The sequence below is a fragment of the Phenylobacterium kunshanense genome, from assembly GCF_003254525.1.
Lineage (GTDB): Bacteria > Pseudomonadota > Alphaproteobacteria > Caulobacterales > Caulobacteraceae > Phenylobacterium > Phenylobacterium kunshanense.
This window is the reverse complement of record NZ_QFYS01000002.1, coordinates 558,094-575,667: the sequence shown is the minus strand read 5'-3', so window position 1 is coordinate 575,667 and position 17,574 is coordinate 558,094. Positions and strand designations below refer to the sequence as shown.

The window sequence follows — 17,574 nt, the reverse complement described above, 5'->3', positions numbered from 1 at the left end:
GACACGTCATAGGGCGCAGCTTCGAGGAGACCCGAAACATGCTCGCAGCTCTGTTCGCCGCCGCGGCCGTCGCCGCCGCGCCGGCCCCCGCAACGACCCCCATGGACCCGGCCGCCGTGAAGGCCATCGAGTCCGCCGCCTACGACTACGTGGACGGCCAGCTTGAGGGCGATCCGGCGCGCGTCGCCCGCAGCCTGCACCCGGACCTGGCAAAGCGCGCGGTCCGCACGGGCGGCGACGCCGACGAGACCCTGGCCCTGCGCCGAATGACCAAGGACGAGCTGGTCGACCTGACCAAACAGGGGGTCCTCAAGACGCCGCGGGACCAGTGGAGCCGGTCGGTGCGCGTCCTGGACATCACCGGGAACGCGGCCGTCGCCCGGGTCGAGACGCCCTGGTTCGTCGACTACTTCCACCTCGGCCGCTTCGGCGAGCGCTGGGTGATCGTCAACGCGCTCTGGTACCCGAAACCCCGGGAGCGCTAGCTCAGCGCGTTCCGGCACGCCGCCGCCATCGCGATCGGCCCGAAGGCGACCGCCGCGGCGGCATAGGCGCCCAGCAGGGCGAAGCCGCTGGTCCACGTGAGGCCGCTGGCGAAGGCGTCGAGGGCTCCGCCGCCGAAGATCACGGGCGGCACGAACAGCGGCAGGACGATCACGGCGGTGAGCAGCCCGCCACGCCGTGCGCCCAGACTGAGCGCCGCGCCGATCCCGCCGACGAAGGCGAAGGCGATTCCCCCCAGCAGCGCGCAGGCGAAGACCAGCGGCGCCATGGAAGGGTCGGCCCCGAGTCCGATCGCCGCGATGGGGGCGGCCAGCGCCAGTGGCGCGCCGGTGGCCAGCCACTGGCCCAGGCACTTCACGAAGCAGGTCAGCTCCAGCGGCGTCGGCGAGAGCAGCAGCAGGTCCAGCGCGCCGTCCTCGTAGTCGCGCTCGAACAGACGCTCCAGCGACAGCAGCGAGGCGAGCGCCAGGGCGACCCAGGCCGCGCCTGGGGCGATGGCGGCGAGGCGTTCGGGTTCCGGCCCGATCGCGAGGGGCAGGAAGGTGGCGACGCCGGCATAGAACCCGACGGCCACGAGCGGTCCTCCGCCGCGGCCCCAGGCCAGGGCGACCTCGCGGGACAGCAGCGCGCGCAGCCGGCTCATGGCGCGAGCTCCAGGCTGAAGGTGGGCAGGGGCAGCGGATCGTGCACCGCCGCGAGGATCAGGCCGCCGCCGTCGATGTGCCGGCGCATCAGCCCCCCGAACGCCTCGCGCCAGCGGGCGTCCAGCGGGCTCAGGGGCTCGTCCAGCAGCCACAGCGGGCGCGGCGCCGCCAGGAGCCGCGCCATGGCGAGTCGGCGACGCTGCCCGGCGGAGAGCCTGCGGACCTCGAGATCGAGGAGCGGCATGAGCTCCAGTTCCTGGGCGGCGTCCTTTGCCGAAGCCGCCGTGCCGCCGCACCACCCCGTCCAGAAGTCGAGCTCCTCCCGCGCCGTCCGGGCGGGCTTCAGGCCGTCGGCGTGGCCGACGAAGTGCAGTCCCTCTCCCCGCACCTCCAGCGGATCGACGCCGCCGAAGCCGATCTCGCCGGCCTCCAGACGCACCAGCCCGGCCACAGCGCGCAGCAGGCTGGTCTTGCCCGAACCGTTCGGGCCGGTCAGGGCGCAGGCCTGCCCGGCCTCCAGCGCAAGCGAGACGCCCTCGAACAGCAGCCGTCCGCCCCGGCGGATCGCCGCATCCCTGATCAGAAGCTCGCGGATCACCCCTTCACCCAAGCTTTTGAGAAGCCGCGCCGTCCCGCGCATGGACGGAGCCGTAGCCGGGAGCTATGAAGCGGCGGCCGCCGCCCCCGGAGGGGACCAACGCCGCGCGGGGACGAACGCTGTGTGTCCGTCTCTGATTGAGCGCGCGAACCGTCCAGGGTGTGTGAGCGGCAGGGAACAGAGAAAGGATCTCCCCTCATGGCGTCTGTCGACAGCCTGAAGACCCGCCGCCTGCTGACGGTGGGTGACAGGACCTACGCTTACTACAGCCTCCCGGCCGCCGAGGAAGCCGGTCTTTCCGGCATTTCGCGTCTGCCGATCTCGATGAAGGTCCTGCTGGAGAACCTTCTCCGCAACGAGGACGACGACACGGTCAAGGCCGAGGACCTGAAGGCCGTCGCCGCCTGGCTGCAGAACAAGGGCTCGGTCGAGCACGAGATCAGCTTCCGCCCGGCGCGGGTGCTGATGCAGGACTTCACCGGCGTTCCGGCCGTGGTCGACCTCGCCGCCATGCGCGACGCCATGACCAAGCTCGGCGCCGACCCCGAGAAGATCAACCCGCTGAACCCGGTCGACCTCGTCATCGACCACTCGGTGATGATCGACTACTTCGGCACTCCCAAGGCGTTCGGCCAGAACGTCGAGCGGGAGTACGAGCGCAACATGGAGCGCTACAACTTCCTGCGCTGGGGTTCGTCGGCCTTCAACAACTTCCGCGTCGTGCCGCCCGGCACCGGAATTTGTCACCAGGTCAATCTTGAGTATCTCGCTCAAACCGTGTGGACCAACGCCGACGAAGGCCAGGAAGTGGCCTATCCGGACACCGTGGTCGGCACCGACAGCCACACCACCATGATCAACGGCCTGGCCGTGCTGGGCTGGGGCGTCGGCGGCATCGAGGCCGAGGCGGCCATGCTGGGCCAGCCGATCCCGATGCTGATCCCCGAGGTCATCGGCTTCAAGCTGGACGGCGTGCTCTCGGAAGGCGTCACCGCCACCGACCTGGTGCTGACCGTCACCCAGATGCTCCGCAAGAAGGGCGTGGTCGGCAAGTTCGTCGAGTTCTACGGCCCCGGCCTGGCGCACATGACGCTGGAAGACCAGGCGACGATCGCCAACATGGCCCCGGAATACGGCGCCACCTGCGGCTTCTTCCCGGTCACCCGCGCGACCATCGACTACCTGGCGGCCACCAACCGCGACCCGGCCCGCGTCGAGCTGGTCGAGGCCTACGCCAAGGCCCAGGGCATGTGGCGCGAGCCGACCGATCCGGAACCGGTCTTCACCGACACCCTGGTGCTGGACCTCGGCACGGTCACCGCCTCGCTGGCCGGCCCGAAGCGTCCGCAGGACCGCGTGCTGCTGACCGACGCCTCGTCCGAGTTCAAGACCGCCCTGGCGAACGACTTCGGCAAGGCCGACACGGTCACGGAGCGCTACAAGGTCGAGGGCGAGAACTACGACCTGGGCAACGGTGACGTGGTCATCGCCTCGATCACGTCGTGCACCAACACCTCGAACCCCAGCGTGCTGATCGCCGCCGGCCTCGTCGCCAAGAAGGCGGTCGAGAAGGGTCTGAAGGTCAAGCCGTGGGTGAAGACCTCGCTGGCGCCCGGCTCGCAGGTGGTCACCGACTATCTGAAGGCCGCGAAGCTGGACAAGAGCCTCGACGCCCTGGGCTTCAACCTGGTCGGCTACGGCTGCACCACCTGCATCGGCAACTCGGGCCCGCTGCCCGAGCCGGTGTCGGAAACGATCCAGAAGAACGACCTGGTCGCCGTCTCGGTGCTGTCGGGCAACCGCAACTTCGAAGGCCGCGTGAACCCGGACGTTCGCGCCAACTACCTCGCCTCGCCGCCGCTGGTGGTGGCCTACGCCCTGGCCGGCTCGATGCAGATCGACCTCGCCAACGACCCGCTGGGCGAAGGCAAGGACGGCAAGCCCGTCTACCTGCGCGACATCTGGCCGTCCTCGGAAGAGGTGGCGACGCTGCAGCGCAAGCACGTGACGAACAAGATGTTCGCCACCCGCTACGCCGACGTCTTCAAGGGCGACAAGAACTGGCAAGGCATCAAGATCAAGGGCGGCCAGACCTACAACTGGGACATGGGCTCGACCTACGTCGCCAACCCGCCCTACTTCGACGGCCTGGAGATGGAGCCCAAGCCCGTGACCGACATCGTCGAGTCGCGGATCCTCGCCGTCTTCGGCGACTCCATCACCACCGACCACATCTCGCCGGCCGGCTCGATCAAGGCCACCTCTCCGGCGGGCGTGTACCTGCGTGAGCGCCAGGTGCCGCAGTCCGAGTTCAACTCGTACGGCGCGCGTCGCGGCAACCACGAAGTGATGATGCGCGGCACCTTCGCCAACATCCGCATCCGCAACCGGATCACGCCCGAGATCGAAGGCGGCGTGACGAAGCACTTCCCGTCCGGCGACGAGATGTCGATCTACGACGCGGCCATGCGCTACCAGGGCGAAGGCCGTCCGCTGGTGGTGTTCGCCGGCAAGGAATACGGCACCGGCTCGTCGCGCGACTGGGCGGCCAAGGGCACGAAGCTGCTGGGCGTCCGCGCCGTGGTGGCCGAGAGCTTCGAGCGCATCCACCGCTCGAACCTGGTCGGCATGGGCGTGCTGCCGCTGCAGTTCCTGCAGGAAGGCTGGCACAAGCTGGGCCTGACCGGCGAGGAGATCGTCACCATCCGCGGCCTGACGGAGCTCGCGCCGCGCAAGCAGCTGATCGTGGAGATGTACCGTCCGAGCGATGGCCGCATCGCCCGCTTCCCGGTCCGCTGCCGGATCGATACCCCGACCGAGCTGGAATACTTCAAGCACGGCGGCGTCCTGAACTACGTCCTGCGCAGCCTGGCCAAGCCGGCCGCGTAAGGCGTCCCGAGACGGATGCGAGGGGCGGCCGCAGCGATGCGGCCGCCCTTTTCGTTTCGGCGTCGCAACGTCGCGCGCAACTCACGCCTTCTTGAGATTTACAGCCCCCGGAACACGCCCTAAGTCGGGGCGATGCGGAAGGCCGCGCTTATCAGCCTGATCCTGCTCGCCTGGCCGGCGGGCGCGGCGGCGGCCCGGCCTCCGGTGCTCGTGGAGCTGTTCACGGCCCAGGGCTGCGGGGCCTGCGCCGAGGCCAACGCCTATGTGGCCAAGCTCGCCGAGCGGCCCGGCGTGGTCGCGCTGACCTTCTCCGTCGACTACTGGGACTACCTGGGCTGGACCGACACCTTCGCCAGCCCCGGATTCGCCAAGCGCCAGCAGGCCTATGTGGCCCGTCTGAAACTGCGCGAACCCTACACCCCACAGGTCGTCGTCGACGGGCATGAGCAGGCGCAGGGCCAGAAGGCCGCGGAAGTCGACCGACTGATCCGGGCCGCGGTCGCCGCGCCCCGCAATCCGCCGGACATGCGCTTCATCGGATCCCGCCGCGCCGACGTCGGATCCGGCCGCGCGCCGCGCGGCGGCGCCGAAGTCTGGATGATCCGGTACGATCCCCGCACGCAGGAGGTCACCCCGAAGGCGGGCGAGAACCGTGGAGAGGCTGTGACGCACCGGAACGTGGTGCGCCAGATCGAGCGGCTCGGAACCTGGCGCGGCCGGCCTCAGGCCTATCGGCTGCCGGCGATGTCCGAAGAGGGGCTGAAGACCCTCGTCGTGGTCCAGGCCCCGCGCGGCGGCCGCGTCCTGGGGCTCCTGCAGCAGCCCTGACAGGCAACGACCCGCGCAGTCGGGGACGTCTGCGCGGGCCTCGCATTGGGGATATGGAGAGAGTGTCGGTTGGCCGGAACGCCGATCCAGGGGGGCTGGGGGGGCTGTTCAGGATCCGGGACCAGCGACCTTTCGGGCCAACCGACCCTGCCAATATCGGAGCGGCTTCTGGCCGCCGATGGACGGAAATGAGGTCATTTCGCGGCGCGTGCCCCTCCGGGGTACGCCTGCAATTCGCTCTGGTCCGACGCAGAAATTTCATACAGGCTCTTCGCCGATGGCACTCGACCCGAGCCACTCGGTCCCGCGTCAGGCGGGCGTCTTCTTCGAACGGCGCGAGCTGGAGCGCCTCCTCCGCCTCTATGGACGGATGGTCGCCGCGGGCGAGTGGCGCGACTACGGCATGGACAGCCTGCGCGACTGCGCCGTCTTCTCGGTCTTCCGGCGGACGTCGGAGGCGCCCCTCTATCGCATCGAGAAGCGCCCGGCCCTGGCCCGCAAGCAGGGCGCCTGGGCGGTGGTCGGCGAGGGCGGGCACATCCTGCGCCGCGGCCATGAGCTGGACCAAGTGCTGCGCTTCTTCGACAAGGGCCGCTTCTCGGTCGTGGAATAGGACCGTGAAATAGAAAAGGGCCCCGGATCGCTCCGGGGCCCTTCCTGTTTCGATCCGCGATCAGATCAGCGACGATCGCCGAAGAGCTGCAGCAGGAATTGGAACAGGTTGATGAAGTTGATGTAGAGGCTCAGCGCGCCGAAGTTCGTCGCCACGCCCATCGCGGCCTGGTCGCCGCCAAGGTCGTAGTAGGTCATCTTCAGGCGCTGGGTGTCGAAGGCGATCAGGCCAGCGAAGATGAACACGCCCACCACGCTGATCAGGAACTGCATCATCGAGTTCTGGAGGAACAGGTTCACCAGCGACGCGATGACGAGGCCGATCAGGCCGATGAACAGGAAGCTGCCGAAGCCGGTCAGGTCCTTCTTCGTCGTGTAGCCGAACAGGCTGAGACCGCCGAAGGCCGTGGCCGTGATCAGGAACGTCGAGGCGATCGACTGGCCCGTGTAGACGAGCGTCAGCCCGCCCAGGCCGGCGCCGATCAGCGCCACGATCGTCCAATAGTAGATGCCCGAGCTGCGCGGGGTCGCGTTGCGCAGCGCGAACATGCCGAAGAGGATCACGCCCAGCGGAGCGAAGGCGACGATCATGCCCAGCATGGTCATGCCCCAGCCGCGCGCGGTCTGGACGTACAACAGGTCGCGGACGGGCGGGAACTGGCCGGTCAGGTACGCGAGGGCGGCCGACAGGACCAGGCCCAGCGCCACCTTGTTGTAGACTCCCAGCATGAAGCTGCGGAGGCCCGCGTCCACCGACATGTCGGCGCGGTCCGCCGGGACCGTGCGCGCGTAGCCGCGGTTGAAGTCGCTCATGAGAGCAAAGCCCTTGGTTTGCGCGTCGCAAGTCGGACGCACGCGGAATATCGGGGTCCGGGGGGCAAGTGACAAGGCCTGCCCGATCACGTCCGGGTCAGGTTAGTCTGCGGCATGATCCGTCTCTTCGCCGCCGTCGCCATACCGCCCGAGATCGGACGGGGACTTCTAACCCGCCAGGCCGGCATCGAGGGCGCCCGCTGGCGACCGCTCGAGGCCTTCCATGTGACGCTCCGCTTCTACGGCGAGGTGCGCCAGGACGTGGCCCGTGACCTGGACGCCGCGCTCATGGACGTCCGCGGCCGGCCCTTCGACATCGTGCTGGAGGGCGCCGGCGCGTTCGGCGAGGGCGCCGACGTCAACGCCGTCTGGGCCGGCGTCGCCGAGAGCGCCGAGCTGCGACGCCTGGCCGAGGCCTGCGAGACCGCCGCGCGCCGGGCAGGCCTCAAGCCCGAGAAGCGTCGCTACCGGCCGCATGTGACGCTCGCCTACCTGCGTCGCCCGGATCTCGCCGAGGTCGGCGCCTGGGTCCAGGCCAACAACCTGCTGCGCTCTCCCCCGATCTCCGTCGACCGCTTCGGCCTCTATTCCAGCACCCTGGGCGGCGAGGGTTCGCACTATCGGCTCGAGGCGGAGTATCCGCTCTAGCCCGGGACCGCGTAGTCCTTGAGGATGCCGAGCGGCACGATGGCCAAGGTCTCCTCGTGGGTGCTCTCGAGCACAACCTGGGGCGCGGCGCCCGCGTCGAGCGCCTCCTTCCACCGCGGGGCGCAAAGGCACCAGCGGTCGCCCGGCTTCAGGCCCGGAAAGCCCAGGTCCGGCCGCGGCGTCGACAGATCGTTGCCGACGCGGCGGGAGAATTCCAGGAAGTCGGCGGTCATCACCGCGCAGACCGTGTGCATGCCGAGGTCGTGAGGACCGGTCTCGCAACAGCCGTTGCGGAAGAACCCGGTCACGGGGTCCAGCGAACAGGGGACCAGTTCGCTGCCCAGCACGTTCCTGGCGCCGGCGTCATAGCGGATCGGGCGTGTGGCCATGCCCCCATCCTAAACGCTAAGACTGCCGTACAGCCAAGGCGAGAAGGAGCCCTAGCCCCGATGACGTCCGCCCGCCCCCGCCGCAGCGCCCTCTACCTGCCGGCCTCCAACGCCCGTGCGGTGGAGAAGGCCCGGGCCCTGGCCTGCGACGTGGTGATCCTGGACCTTGAGGACGCCGTCGCGCCGGACGCCAAGGACGAAGCCCGAGCGGGCGCGGTCGCCGCGGCCCGGGCCGCCGGCTTCGGCCCGCGCGAGCTGGTGATCCGCGTCAACGGCCTCGACACCCCCTGGGGCGAAGCCGACCTGGCCGCCGCCACTGAGGCCCGACCCGATGCGGTGCTGATCCCCAAGGTCTCCAGCCCGGACGACATCGCCGCGGCGCGGGCGCGGGCGCCGTCCGATATCCCGCTCTGGGCGATGATCGAGACCTGCGCCGCCATGTTCCGGCTGGAAGCGCTGGGCGCCGCCTCCAGGCATGCGGGCGTCGCCGCCTGGGTGATCGGCTCCAACGACCTCGCCAAGGAGATGCGTTGCGCGCTGGACGCCGAGCGGGCGCCGCTGGCGACGGCCCTCTCATTGAGCCTGATGGCGGCCCGGGCGCACGGCCTCACGATCCTGGACGGCGTCTACAACGATATCGCCGACGCCGACGGCCTGGCCCGGCAGTGCGCGCAGGGCGCGGCGCTCGGCTTCGACGGCAAGACCCTGATCCACCCCAGCCAGGTGGATGCGGCGAACGCCGCCTTCTCTCCGGACGCGGACGCCGTCGCCTGGGCGCGAACCGTCGTCACGGCCTTCGACGCCCCGGAGGCCGTGGGTCGCGGCGTGATCAAGGTCGAGGGCCGGATGGTCGAGCGCCTGCACCTGGAGCAGGCCCGGCGGCTGATCGCGGTCGCCGACGCCATTGAGGCGCGGACCGCGGGATGAGGGGCCGCGTCGGCTCTCTGGTCGCTCTTGCGACCCTGGCCGCCACGGCGGCGCAGGCGCAGGTCGCCGAGCCCGACGCCATCGACGCTCTCCTGCGGCCGCCAGTGGAAGCCGCGCCGCCCGAGCCCCGTCCCAGCTCCGGCAGGCCGGTCTTCATCCACGAAACGGGCCGCACGCCCGACGGCCCCGCCAGCGCGGCCGATCTGGCCTATGATGGTCGGCTGCGAACGTCCGCCGCCTCGGCCCGAGGATTCCAGGGACCGCTGGAAGGCGGCTGGACCCTTTCGGCGGGTGGGCGGGACCTGTTCGCCCTGCAGCTCGTCGACAGGGCCGGCGGGGTGGAGGGCGCCTGGCGCGACCTGCGCCGCCCGGGTGCGCTGGATGCGTCCGGCCTCGTCGAGCCGGCCGAGCGGACCGGTGGCGACCTGGTCTTCCGGTTCGCCGGCGCGGTCCTGGTGCTTCGCACCGCCGAAGGCGGCTGGTCGGGCGAACTGACGGAGGCTGGCCGCACGGAGGCGGCGCGGCTCCTTCGCCGGGCGCCTACGCCCCCGTCCGCACCTTGAAGAACTGGATCACCCGCTGCTCGGCCGCCTTCGTCGGCCCGTCCTCCTTCAGATGGAGGGTCAGGACCGAATGGGGTGGGATGAACGAATCCGCGGCGTCGGCGTCGTCCAGCTCGATCGCTTCGAAGCGGTCGCCGAACTCGCGGCGATAGGTGTCGAACCGCGCATCGGGAACCAGCTTGTCCGAGGTGAACCGAAGACCGATCACCGACAGGTCTTCCGCGTCCAGCCGCCGCTTCACGCAGCGGATCTCCTCGCCCGACAGCCCGATGGCCGCCGCCCCGGCCCGGCCCGCCGGCAACGAAGGCTGGGACAGGACCGGCGCCACGACGCTGGGGTCGGTCATCATCGCCAGGGCGAAGCCGCCGGTGAAACACATGCCCACAGCCCCCACGCCCTTGCCGCCGCATTCGGCGTGGGCCTTCCGGGCGAGGGCTCGCAGCCAGTCGACCACCGGGCTCGAGCGGTCACCGCGCCAGATGTAGAATTCGCGCCTGACGCAGATCACGCCCAGCATGGTGGTCATGGCGTAGCCGCGCGACGCGGGTTTGCCCGGCGTTCCGAACAGGCTGGGGCAGAAGACGGTCATGCCCTCGGCCGCCACGCGGTCGGCGAAGCGGATCACCTGGGGATGCAGGCCCGGGATCTCGTGCATGATCACCACCGCGGGGCCCGATCCCTTGCGGTAGACGGGAAAGGTCCGCCCGTCGTGCGCGAAGTCGAACACCTCGTAGCCCGCCAGCGCCGCGTCGTAACTCATCACTGAATCTCCCCCTGCCCCCAGGGTGGAGCTTAGGCGGATCAGCGCTTGATCCGCAGCATGGAAAGTTCGCCCTCGAAACCCGAGAGCCTCCAGCGGCCATCCGGCGCCTCGGTGAACATCAGCAGGCAGGGGCCGTCCTTCTTCGTCACGGCGCAGACCCGGCCGTCCGGCAGCTTGCGCAGCATGGCCGAGATGGCGACCGGGCCCGGGATCTTCGTTCGCGGATCGTAGCCGTAGTATTCGGCGACCCCCCGGAAGACGCCGGGCTGCACCATCGTCTCGCCCGCCAGCTCGGCGAGGCTTGGCGCGAGGACGGCGGCCAGGGCGGCCGGGATACGGCTGTCCTTGCGCGCCTCGGCGACCAGCCGGTCCTCGATCTCGCGCTTCAGGGCCGGACGGTCGACGAGGCGGTCGAACGTCGCCTGGTCGCCATCGCGGATGGCGATCAGCAGCGCGTGCACGTCGCCGGCCGCGTCCAGCTTCTCCACCGTCGCGCAGGCGGCGAGGGCCAGGGCTGTGATGCCGATGAGGATGCCGCGCACGTTCCAGGTCTCCCGTTCAAGCTGGGCCATCATCGGCCTGCGAGTCCGAACCGCAGATGAACGGTCGGACGGGCGCTTCGTGCCACGCGCTTAGGCGCCTTGCGATCGGCACGGCGTGGCGGACACGCCACCGCTTGCCCCGACGGCCGAAAGGGCGCGCTATGGGCTGAGGCGGAGGGGAGCTCGACATGATGGATCTGCAGAACGACGATGTCCGGGCCGATCTGTCGGCGCGCGGCTATTCGCGCCGAGCGATCGGACGCGTGTTCTCGCTCCTCGCGGCGGGCGCGGCGGTGGGGCCGCTGGTCGCGCCGGCGGCCTATGCGCAGACGAGCGCCGCGGGCGCCGGGCCCAGGCCGCAGCCCAAGGCGCTGATCGGCGCCAACGAGTGCTGGGAGGGGCCGCTGGAGCCGGGCGCGCGCGCCGCCGCCGCGGCGATCTCGGGCGGCAACCGCTATACCGGCTCGGAGCGCGCGGACTTCGTCAACGCCCTGGCCAGCATCGAGAACGTGCCGCCCGCCTATGTCATGGCCTGGCCCGGCTCCAGCGATCCGCTGTCGCGGATCATCGTCACCTATTGCTCCCCCACGCGCGGCCTGGTCACCGCCGACCCGACGTTCGAGCTGGCCGAAAGCGTCGCGAAGTACATCGGCGCGCCGGTGAAACGCGTGCCGCTGACCGCGGACCACGCCCATGACGTGAAGGCGATGCTGGCGGCGGACCCGAACGCCGGGATCTACTACGTCTGCACCCCCAACAATCCCTCGGCCACCCTGACCGGTCTGAAGGACGTGGAGTGGCTGCTGGCCAACAAGCCGGCCGGCTCGATCGTGCTGCTGGACGAGGCCTACATCCATTTCAGCGACGCCCCAGCCGGCGCCTACCTGGCCGCCCAGGACAAGGAGATCATCGTCCTGCGCACCTTCTCCAAGCTGTTCGGCATGGCCGGGATGCGCCTCGGCGCGACGATCGCGAAGCCCGCGCTGATGATGAAGACCATGCGCTACGACGGCGGCATGGTCAGCTACGCCCTGCCCACACCCTCCGTGGTCTGCGGGACCGCGAGCCTGCTGGCGGGCGACCTCATCCGCCAGCGGCGCGCGGAGATGCTCAAGGTCCGGGCCGATACGCTGGCCTTCCTGGACAAGCGCGGCCTGGCCTATGTGCCGCCCCAGGCGAACTTCTTCATGGTCGACTGGAAGAAGCCGGCGGCGGAGGTGCGCAAGGCGATGGCCGCCGAGGGCGTCGACATCGGCCGGAGCTGGCCGATCTGGCCCACGCGATCGCGGATCACCATCGGGTCGGCGGCCGAGATGGATGCGTTCAAGCGCGCTGTCGTCACCCTGAACCTGTAGGCCGGATGCGAAAGGGCCTCCCCCGTCGCCGGAGGAGGCCCGATCACTTGAGCGTCGCGCGGCGCCTTAGAGGCTGCGCTTGACCTCTTCGAGGTTGAAGCACTCGATGATGTCGCCGGCCTTGATGTCCTGGAAGCCGGCGAAGGCCATGCCGCACTCCTGGCCGGACGGCACTTCGTTGACCTCGTCCTTGAAGCGCTTGAGCGTCTGCAGGACGCCCAGTTCCAGCACCACCACGTCCTGGCGGATAATCCGGACGCGGGCGCCCTTGCGGACCACGCCCTCGGTGACGCGGCACCCGGCCACGCGACCAATCTTGGTGATGTCGAAGGCCTGGAGGACCTCGGCGTTGCCCAGGAAGGTTTCGCGCTGGATCGGCGCCAGCATGCCCGAAAGCACGCCTTTGATGTCGTCGATCAGGTCGTAGATGATCGAGTAGTAGCGGATCTCCACGCCTTCACGCTCCGCCAGCGCCTGCGCCTGCTTGGAGGCGCGGACGTTGAAGCCGAGGATCGGCGAGCCGGCGCCCTTGGCCAGCATGACGTCGCTTTCGCTGATCGCGCCGGCGCCGGACAGGATGATCCGCGCGCGGACCTCCTCGTGAGCCAGTTTCTCCAGCGAGCCGACGATGGCCTCGGCCGAGCCCTGCACGTCCGCCTTGATGATCACCGGCAGCTCGGAGACCTTCTTGTCCGCGAGCTTGGCCATCATTTCGGCGAGGCTGGCGCCCTGGACCGGGGCCCCGGTCTTCTCGCGCTTCACCCGGATGCGGTACTCGGTCAGCTCGCGGGCGCGGGCTTCGTTCTCGACCACGGCGAAGGGCTCGCCCGGATCGGGCGTACCGTCCAGACCGAGGATTTCCACGGGCACCGAGGGACCGGCTTCGTCGAGCTGTTCGCCGCGCTCGTTCAGCAGCGCGCGGACGCGGCCGAAGTTGGCGCCGGCCACGACGATGTCGCCGCGCCGCAGCGTGCCGCGCTTGACCAGCACGGTCGAGACGGCGCCCCGGCCGCGATCCAGCTTGGCCTCGATGACAAGGCCGTCGGCCGTCCGGTCGGGATTGGCCTTGAGGTCCAGGATCTCGGCCTGCAGCAGGATCGCCTCGATGAGGTTGTCCAGGCCCATCTTCTGGGTCGCGGAGACCTCGACCGCCTGGGTTTCGCCGCCCAGGCTTTCCACCACGATCTCGTGCTGGAGCAGCTCGTTGATCACGCGCGTCGGGTCGGCGCCGTGCTTGTCGATCTTGTTGATGGCTACGATGATCGGGGCGCCGGCCGCCTTGGCGTGCTGGATGGCCTCGATCGTCTGCGGCATGACGCCGTCGTCGGCCGCCACCACCAGGACCACGATATCGGTCACGTTGGCGCCGCGCATCCGCATGGCGGAGAAGGCCGCGTGGCCAGGGGTGTCGAGGAAGGTGACCTTCTGGCCGCTCTCCAGCCGAACCTGATAGGCGCCGATGTGCTGGGTGATGCCGCCGTGCTCGCCCGACACCACGTCGGTGGACCGCAGGGCGTCGAGCAGCGAGGTCTTGCCGTGGTCGACGTGACCCATGATCGTGACCACGGGCGGCCGCGGGACCAGGTGATCGTCCACGTCCTCGGCGCCGATGAAGCCTTCTTCGACGTCGGCTTCGGACACGCGCTTCACGGTGTGGCCGAATTCGGTGGCCACCAGCTCGGCGGTGTCGTTGTCGATCACGTCGTTGATCTTCAGCATCACGCCCTGACGCATCAGGAACTTGATGATCTCGACGCCGCGCACGGCCATCCGGTTGGCGAGTTCGCTCACCGTGATGACGTCGGGGATGACGACTTCGCGGGCCACGCGGGCCTGCTCGACGGCGCCGCCCTTGCGCTTCTCACGCTCACGCTCACGGGCGCGGCGCACCGAAGCGAGCGAGCGCATCCGCTCGGCGCCCTCGGCGTCGCCGGCGACGGTCTGGATGGTCAGGCGGCCTTCACGGCGCATCGGCGCGCCCTTGGCGCGGCTGATGGCCTTGCCCGGGCCGGCGTCGCGGCGGCGGTCGTCCTCGTCCGGACGGCGGTCCATGACCGCGCCGCCGGGGCGCGGAGCCTGGCGGGCGGCGCGCTGGATCTCAGGCGTCGCCGGAGGCGCAGCCGGGCCGACGCGCGGGCCACGGGGGCCACCGGGACCGCCGGGGCCACGCGGTCCACCGGGAGCCGGGCGCGGCGCCAGGGCCGAATATCGGACGGTGCCGCTGCCTTCGGGGCGCGGCGCGCCGCCCTGCGGGCGGTCGTCACGGCGCGGGCCGCGGTCGTCGTCGCGGCGCGGCGGACGCGGGCCGCGATCATCCTGGCGGGGCGCCCGCTGGTTGAAGGTCGCACCCTCGAAGCGGCTGCCGGCTGGCGGACGGTCGGGGCGATAGGTGGTGGTGGACGCGCGGTCGTCGCGACGATCCGGCGACGGCTGGTAGGTGCGGGTCTGTCCCTGCGCCGGGCGCGAAGTGTCGGCCTGCGGCGGGCGCGGAGCGGGGGCCGCCGCCTGAACCGGCGGCGCGGCGGTCGGAGCCGGAGCCGGGGTCGGGGCAGGCGGGACCGACGGCGTCGGCGCCGGCGTCGGGGCGGCGGGCGCAGCGGCCTGAGGCGGCGGCGCAGCGGCCTTTTCCGCGGCGGCCTGCTGCGCGGCGGCGGCAGCGGCGGCGCGGGCGGCGGCCTCGGCCTCGGCCCGGGCGCGGTCCTCACGGGCGCGGCGTTCGGCCTCCTCCTGCGCCTGACGGGCGCGGGCGGCCTCGATAACGCGCTGGCGAGCCGCGCGCTCCTCGGGCGACAGGCCATCGTTCGGCGGCGCGGGGCGCTGCCCCTGCGGCGCGGCGGCCGGACGTTGCGGCTCGAACACACGACGTTCGGCGGCGGAGGGCGCGGCCAGATTGCCGCCCGGAGCGCCATGCGGCCGGGACCGCTTGGTCTCGACAACCACCGTCTTCGTCCGGCCGTGGCTGAAGCTCTGCTTCACCGTGCCCGAGCTGACCGACCCGCCGGTGCGGGGCTTCAGGGTCAGGGGCTTACGGCCGTTGTCGTTCTCGTCGCTCATTCGCTCGCTTTACTCACCGGCCAGGCGGATCCTGGCCCCATCTATCAACATCGAAGGGCGGAAAGCCTCACGGCTCCCGCTTGGCCTCGACAGGCTCCTCGCGCCAATCCTCAGGAAGGAGCGGACTAAACCCCTCCAGGCGGCGGACATCCTCGGCCCAACGCCCGGCGGCTCGCCCCGCAAGGAAGGCGGTGTGTATCACATTCTCCAGCCCCAAGGCCAAACCCAATTCGGCCGACGTGAAGACGCCGACCACGCCGGGCTGCGGAGACTGCTTGCGGGCCAGGGACATGATCTTGCGCCGGCCGTCCGCCGCGCCGTCGGACGCTTCGATCAGCCAGACCGCCTTGCCCGATTGGATTGCGGAGGAAACCTTCTCGAACCCCGAGGTAAGCTCGCCCGCCCGTCGCGCAAGTCCCAGGCCCGACAAAAGCCGTGCGTGAAGGAGTCGCGCCACCTGATCGGCGAGGTCCGGCGCGGCCTTCAGCGGCGCCTTGGCCGAGCGGGCGAAGAGGCCCTTCTTCGCCGCCGTCGCCACTGAGGCCCGGTCGGCGGCGACCCAGATCCCCCGGCCCGGCAGCTTGCGCGCGAGGTCGGGCACGACCTGGCCGTCCGGCCCCGCCACGAAGCGGATCAGCCGCGCCTCGTCCATCACCTCGCCGGAGACGACGTCGCGCCGTTCGCGGGACGCCTCGGCGAGGGTGGCGTGGGCCTTAGCGGCTGAGCTCTCCATGGCGGGTCACCTCTCCGACCCTTAGGCGTCTTGGGCTTCGCCGGCGGCTTCCGCCTCGGCGAAGTCTTCGGCGGTCGGCTCGACGGCTTCCGGCTCTTCCGGGGCCTCGACCCAGCCCATGGCGATCCGGGCGCGCATGATCAGCAGCTCGGCGTCCGCGGGCTCCAGGCCGAAGTTCTCCAGGATGCCCGGCTCGCGCACGCGCTCGCCGTTCTTGTTCTCGAACCAGCCGCGCAGGTCGTCCGGCACCAGCCCGGCCAGATCCTCGACCGACTTCACGTCGCCCTCGCCCAGGGCCACGGCCATCGGCAGGGTGATCCCCTCGATCTCGAGCAGCCCGTCCTCGACGCCCAGCTCGCGGCGCTTGGCGTCGTACTCGGCGGCTTCCTTCTCGAGGTAGTCGCGGGCGCGGGCCTGGATCTCCTCGGCGGTGTCCTCGTCGAAGCCCTCGATGGCGGCCACTTCCGAGTTGTCCACGTAGGCCACGTCCTCGACGCTGGCGAAGCCTTCGGTGACCAGCAGTTGGGCGATGACCTCGTCCACGTCCAGGGCTTCCTGGAACAGGGCCGTGCGCTCGGTGAACTCGCGCTGGCGGCGCTCGCTCTCCTGGCTCTCGGTCATGATGTCGATCTGCCAGCCCGTCAGCTGCGAGGCGAGGCGGACGTTCTGGCCGCGGCGGCCGATGGCGAGCGAGAGCTGCTCATCCGGGACCACCACTTCGACGCGCTCGTCCTCCTCGTCCATCACCACCTTGGAGACCTCGGCGGGCGCCAGGGCGTTCACGATGAACGTCGCCTCGTCCGGGCTCCACTGGATGATGTCGATCTTCTCGCCCTGCAGCTCGGCCACCACCGCCTGCACGCGCGAGCCGCGCATGCCGACGCAGGCGCCGACCGGGTCGATCGAGCTGTCGTTGGAGATGACCGCCATCTTGGCGCGGCTGCCCGGGTCGCGGGCGACGGCGCGGATCTCGATGACCCCGTCGTACACTTCCGGCACTTCCTGGGCGAACAGCTTGGCCATGAAGCCGCCGTGGGCGCGCGACAGCAGGATCTGCGGGCCCTTGGTCTCGCGACGGACGTCGTAGATGTAGCAGCGGATCCGGTCGCCGATGTTGAAGTTCTCGCGCGGGATCGACTGGTCGCGGCGCATGATGCCCTCCCCGCGGCCCAGGTCGACGACGACGTTACCGTACTCGACCCGCTTCACGGTGCCGTTCACGATCTCGCCGACGCGATCCTTGTATTCCTCGTACTGGCGCTCGCGCTCGGCGTCGCGCACCTTGCCCATCACCACCTGGCGGGCCATCTGGGTCTGCACCCGGCCGAACTCGAACGGCGGCAGCAGCTCCTCGTAGATCTTGCCGACCACCGCGTCCTTGTCGCGGCGCTTGGCGTCCGCGAGGCGCAGGATGCCCGGGGGCTCCTCGAACGGCAGCTCCTCGCCGGTTTCCGGATCGACCCCGCCCCCGAACTGGGCGTCGTCGGCGACCACGGTCACCACGCGCTTGATGGTGGTCTCGCCGGTCTTGGGATCGATATGCACGCGGATGTCGTGCTCGGCGCCATAGCGCGAGCGGGCGCCCTTCTGGATCGCCTCTTCGATCGCCTCGATGACGATCTCCTTGTCGATCGCCTTCTCGCGGGCCACGGCCTCTGCGATCTGCAGGAGCTCGAGGCGGTTGGCGGAAATGCCCGTCACGCTCATGGGTC

The 17,574-nt window shown here is 70.4% G+C and carries 17 protein-coding genes; 8 read left to right on the top strand and 9 right to left on the bottom strand.

Annotated features, from left to right (window positions below):
• Positions 1–38: 38 nt before the first annotated feature.
• Positions 39–485, top strand: coding sequence for a nuclear transport factor 2 family protein (locus DJ019_RS07165; protein WP_111275284.1), 447 nt, complete (start codon positions 39–41; stop codon positions 483–485).
• Here the strand turns inward: DJ019_RS07165 and ccmB are convergent.
• On the bottom strand, positions 482–1,147 hold the full coding sequence (ccmB, locus tag DJ019_RS07160) for a heme exporter protein CcmB (protein ID WP_111275283.1): 666 nt from the start codon (positions 1,145–1,147) through the stop codon (positions 482–484). The two genes, DJ019_RS07165 and ccmB, sit on opposite strands and share 4 nt — an antisense overlap.
• On the bottom strand, positions 1,144–1,746 hold the full coding sequence (gene ccmA, locus DJ019_RS07155) for a heme ABC exporter ATP-binding protein CcmA (protein WP_111275282.1): 603 nt from the start codon (positions 1,744–1,746) through the stop codon (positions 1,144–1,146). The genes ccmB and ccmA overlap by 4 nt, the downstream gene beginning before the upstream one ends.
• 198 nt (positions 1,747–1,944) lie before the next feature.
• On the opposite strand from ccmA, the gene acnA reads away from it, so the two are divergent.
• The 3 genes from acnA to DJ019_RS07140 all read left to right on the top strand — a co-directional run bounded on the left by acnA (position 1,945) and on the right by DJ019_RS07140 (position 6,076).
• Positions 1,945–4,635 (top strand): aconitate hydratase AcnA, encoded by a 2,691-nt coding sequence (gene acnA / locus DJ019_RS07150; protein WP_111275281.1) that lies wholly within the window; start codon positions 1,945–1,947, stop codon positions 4,633–4,635.
• A gap of 132 nt (positions 4,636–4,767) precedes the next feature.
• Positions 4,768–5,463, top strand: a complete 696-nt coding sequence (locus DJ019_RS07145) for a DUF1223 domain-containing protein (RefSeq protein WP_111275280.1) — start codon at positions 4,768–4,770, stop codon at positions 5,461–5,463.
• Positions 5,464–5,740: 277 nt separating this feature from the next.
• Positions 5,741–6,076 carry a DUF2794 domain-containing protein gene (locus tag DJ019_RS07140; protein ID WP_111275279.1) on the top strand — a complete coding sequence of 112 codons (336 nt, stop codon included), beginning with the start codon at positions 5,741–5,743 and terminating at the stop codon, positions 6,074–6,076.
• Between the two features lie 65 nt (positions 6,077–6,141).
• On the opposite strand, the gene DJ019_RS07135 is transcribed toward DJ019_RS07140, so the two are convergent.
• Positions 6,142–6,888, bottom strand: a complete 747-nt coding sequence (locus DJ019_RS07135) for a Bax inhibitor-1/YccA family protein (RefSeq protein ID WP_111275278.1) — start codon at positions 6,886–6,888, stop codon at positions 6,142–6,144.
• A 114-nt stretch (positions 6,889–7,002) separates the two neighbouring features.
• On the opposite strand from DJ019_RS07135, the gene thpR reads away from it, so the two are divergent.
• Complete coding sequence (thpR, locus tag DJ019_RS07130; RefSeq protein WP_111275277.1) at positions 7,003–7,536, top strand: RNA 2',3'-cyclic phosphodiesterase; 534 nt, start codon at positions 7,003–7,005, stop codon at positions 7,534–7,536.
• Here thpR and DJ019_RS07125 read toward each other — a convergent pair.
• Positions 7,533–7,925, bottom strand: a complete 393-nt coding sequence (locus DJ019_RS07125) for a DUF2237 family protein (RefSeq protein ID WP_111275276.1) — start codon at positions 7,923–7,925, stop codon at positions 7,533–7,535. The two genes, thpR and DJ019_RS07125, sit on opposite strands and share 4 nt — an antisense overlap.
• Positions 7,926–7,985: 60 nt before the next feature.
• Between DJ019_RS07125 and DJ019_RS07120 the strand changes: the two genes are divergently transcribed.
• Positions 7,986–8,852, top strand: coding sequence for an HpcH/HpaI aldolase/citrate lyase family protein (locus DJ019_RS07120; protein ID WP_111275275.1), 867 nt, complete (start codon positions 7,986–7,988; stop codon positions 8,850–8,852).
• Complete coding sequence (locus DJ019_RS07115; RefSeq protein WP_111275274.1) at positions 8,849–9,415, top strand: hypothetical protein; 567 nt, start codon at positions 8,849–8,851, stop codon at positions 9,413–9,415. Before DJ019_RS07120 ends, DJ019_RS07115 begins: the two co-directional genes overlap by 4 nt.
• Here the strand turns inward: DJ019_RS07115 and DJ019_RS07110 are convergent.
• Positions 9,393–10,175, bottom strand: a complete 783-nt coding sequence (locus DJ019_RS07110) for a dienelactone hydrolase family protein (protein ID WP_111275273.1) — start codon at positions 10,173–10,175, stop codon at positions 9,393–9,395. The two genes, DJ019_RS07115 and DJ019_RS07110, sit on opposite strands and share 23 nt — an antisense overlap.
• 41 nt (positions 10,176–10,216) lie before the next feature.
• A complete protein-coding gene (locus DJ019_RS07105; RefSeq protein WP_338066070.1) occupies positions 10,217–10,753 on the bottom strand; it encodes a DUF2939 domain-containing protein in 537 nt (178 codons plus the stop codon).
• Between the two features lie 155 nt (positions 10,754–10,908).
• Between DJ019_RS07105 and DJ019_RS07100 the strand changes: the two genes are divergently transcribed.
• On the top strand, positions 10,909–12,075 hold the full coding sequence (locus DJ019_RS07100) for a pyridoxal phosphate-dependent aminotransferase (protein ID WP_205854101.1): 1,167 nt from the start codon (positions 10,909–10,911) through the stop codon (positions 12,073–12,075).
• A gap of 66 nt (positions 12,076–12,141) precedes the next feature.
• Here the strand turns inward: DJ019_RS07100 and infB are convergent, their stop codons facing one another.
• From infB to nusA, 3 genes are all read right to left on the bottom strand, one after another.
• Positions 12,142–15,129, bottom strand: a complete 2,988-nt coding sequence (gene infB / locus DJ019_RS07095; protein ID WP_111275272.1) for a translation initiation factor IF-2 — start codon at positions 15,127–15,129, stop codon at positions 12,142–12,144.
• A 67-nt stretch (positions 15,130–15,196) separates the two neighbouring features.
• Positions 15,197–15,862 carry an RNA-binding protein gene (locus tag DJ019_RS07090; protein WP_111275271.1) on the bottom strand — a complete coding sequence of 222 codons (666 nt, stop codon included), beginning with the start codon at positions 15,860–15,862 and terminating at the stop codon, positions 15,197–15,199.
• A gap of 21 nt (positions 15,863–15,883) precedes the next feature.
• Positions 15,884–17,569 carry a transcription termination factor NusA gene (gene nusA / locus DJ019_RS07085; RefSeq protein ID WP_111275270.1) on the bottom strand — a complete coding sequence of 562 codons (1,686 nt, stop codon included), beginning with the start codon at positions 17,567–17,569 and terminating at the stop codon, positions 15,884–15,886.
• Positions 17,570–17,574 lie beyond the last annotated feature (5 nt).

Bases quoted from the DNA above. Each gene is read 5' to 3' on its own strand.
- DJ019_RS07125 (WP_111275276.1), bottom strand. From the start codon at position 7,925: ATGGCCACACGCCCGATCCGCTATGACGCCGGCGCCAGGAACGTGCTG.
- DJ019_RS07090 (WP_111275271.1), bottom strand. From the start codon at position 15,862: ATGGAGAGCTCAGCCGCTAAGGCCCACGCCACCCTCGCCGAGGCGTCC.
- DJ019_RS07145 (WP_111275280.1), top strand. From the start codon at position 4,768: ATGCGGAAGGCCGCGCTTATCAGCCTGATCCTGCTCGCCTGGCCGGCG.
- DJ019_RS07135 (WP_111275278.1), bottom strand. From the start codon at position 6,888: ATGAGCGACTTCAACCGCGGCTACGCGCGCACGGTCCCGGCGGACCGC.
- thpR (WP_111275277.1), top strand. From the start codon at position 7,003: ATGATCCGTCTCTTCGCCGCCGTCGCCATACCGCCCGAGATCGGACGG.
- nusA (WP_111275270.1), bottom strand. From the start codon at position 17,569: ATGAGCGTGACGGGCATTTCCGCCAACCGCCTCGAGCTCCTGCAGATC.
- DJ019_RS07100 (WP_205854101.1), top strand. From the start codon at position 10,909: ATGATGGATCTGCAGAACGACGATGTCCGGGCCGATCTGTCGGCGCGC.
- ccmB (WP_111275283.1), bottom strand. From the start codon at position 1,147: ATGAGCCGGCTGCGCGCGCTGCTGTCCCGCGAGGTCGCCCTGGCCTGG.
- DJ019_RS07140 (WP_111275279.1), top strand. From the start codon at position 5,741: ATGGCACTCGACCCGAGCCACTCGGTCCCGCGTCAGGCGGGCGTCTTC.
- DJ019_RS07105 (WP_338066070.1), bottom strand. From the start codon at position 10,753: ATGATGGCCCAGCTTGAACGGGAGACCTGGAACGTGCGCGGCATCCTC.
- infB (WP_111275272.1), bottom strand. From the start codon at position 15,129: ATGAGCGACGAGAACGACAACGGCCGTAAGCCCCTGACCCTGAAGCCC.
- DJ019_RS07120 (WP_111275275.1), top strand. From the start codon at position 7,986: ATGACGTCCGCCCGCCCCCGCCGCAGCGCCCTCTACCTGCCGGCCTCC.
- DJ019_RS07110 (WP_111275273.1), bottom strand. From the start codon at position 10,175: ATGAGTTACGACGCGGCGCTGGCGGGCTACGAGGTGTTCGACTTCGCG.
- DJ019_RS07165 (WP_111275284.1), top strand. From the start codon at position 39: ATGCTCGCAGCTCTGTTCGCCGCCGCGGCCGTCGCCGCCGCGCCGGCC.
- DJ019_RS07115 (WP_111275274.1), top strand. From the start codon at position 8,849: ATGAGGGGCCGCGTCGGCTCTCTGGTCGCTCTTGCGACCCTGGCCGCC.
- acnA (WP_111275281.1), top strand. From the start codon at position 1,945: ATGGCGTCTGTCGACAGCCTGAAGACCCGCCGCCTGCTGACGGTGGGT.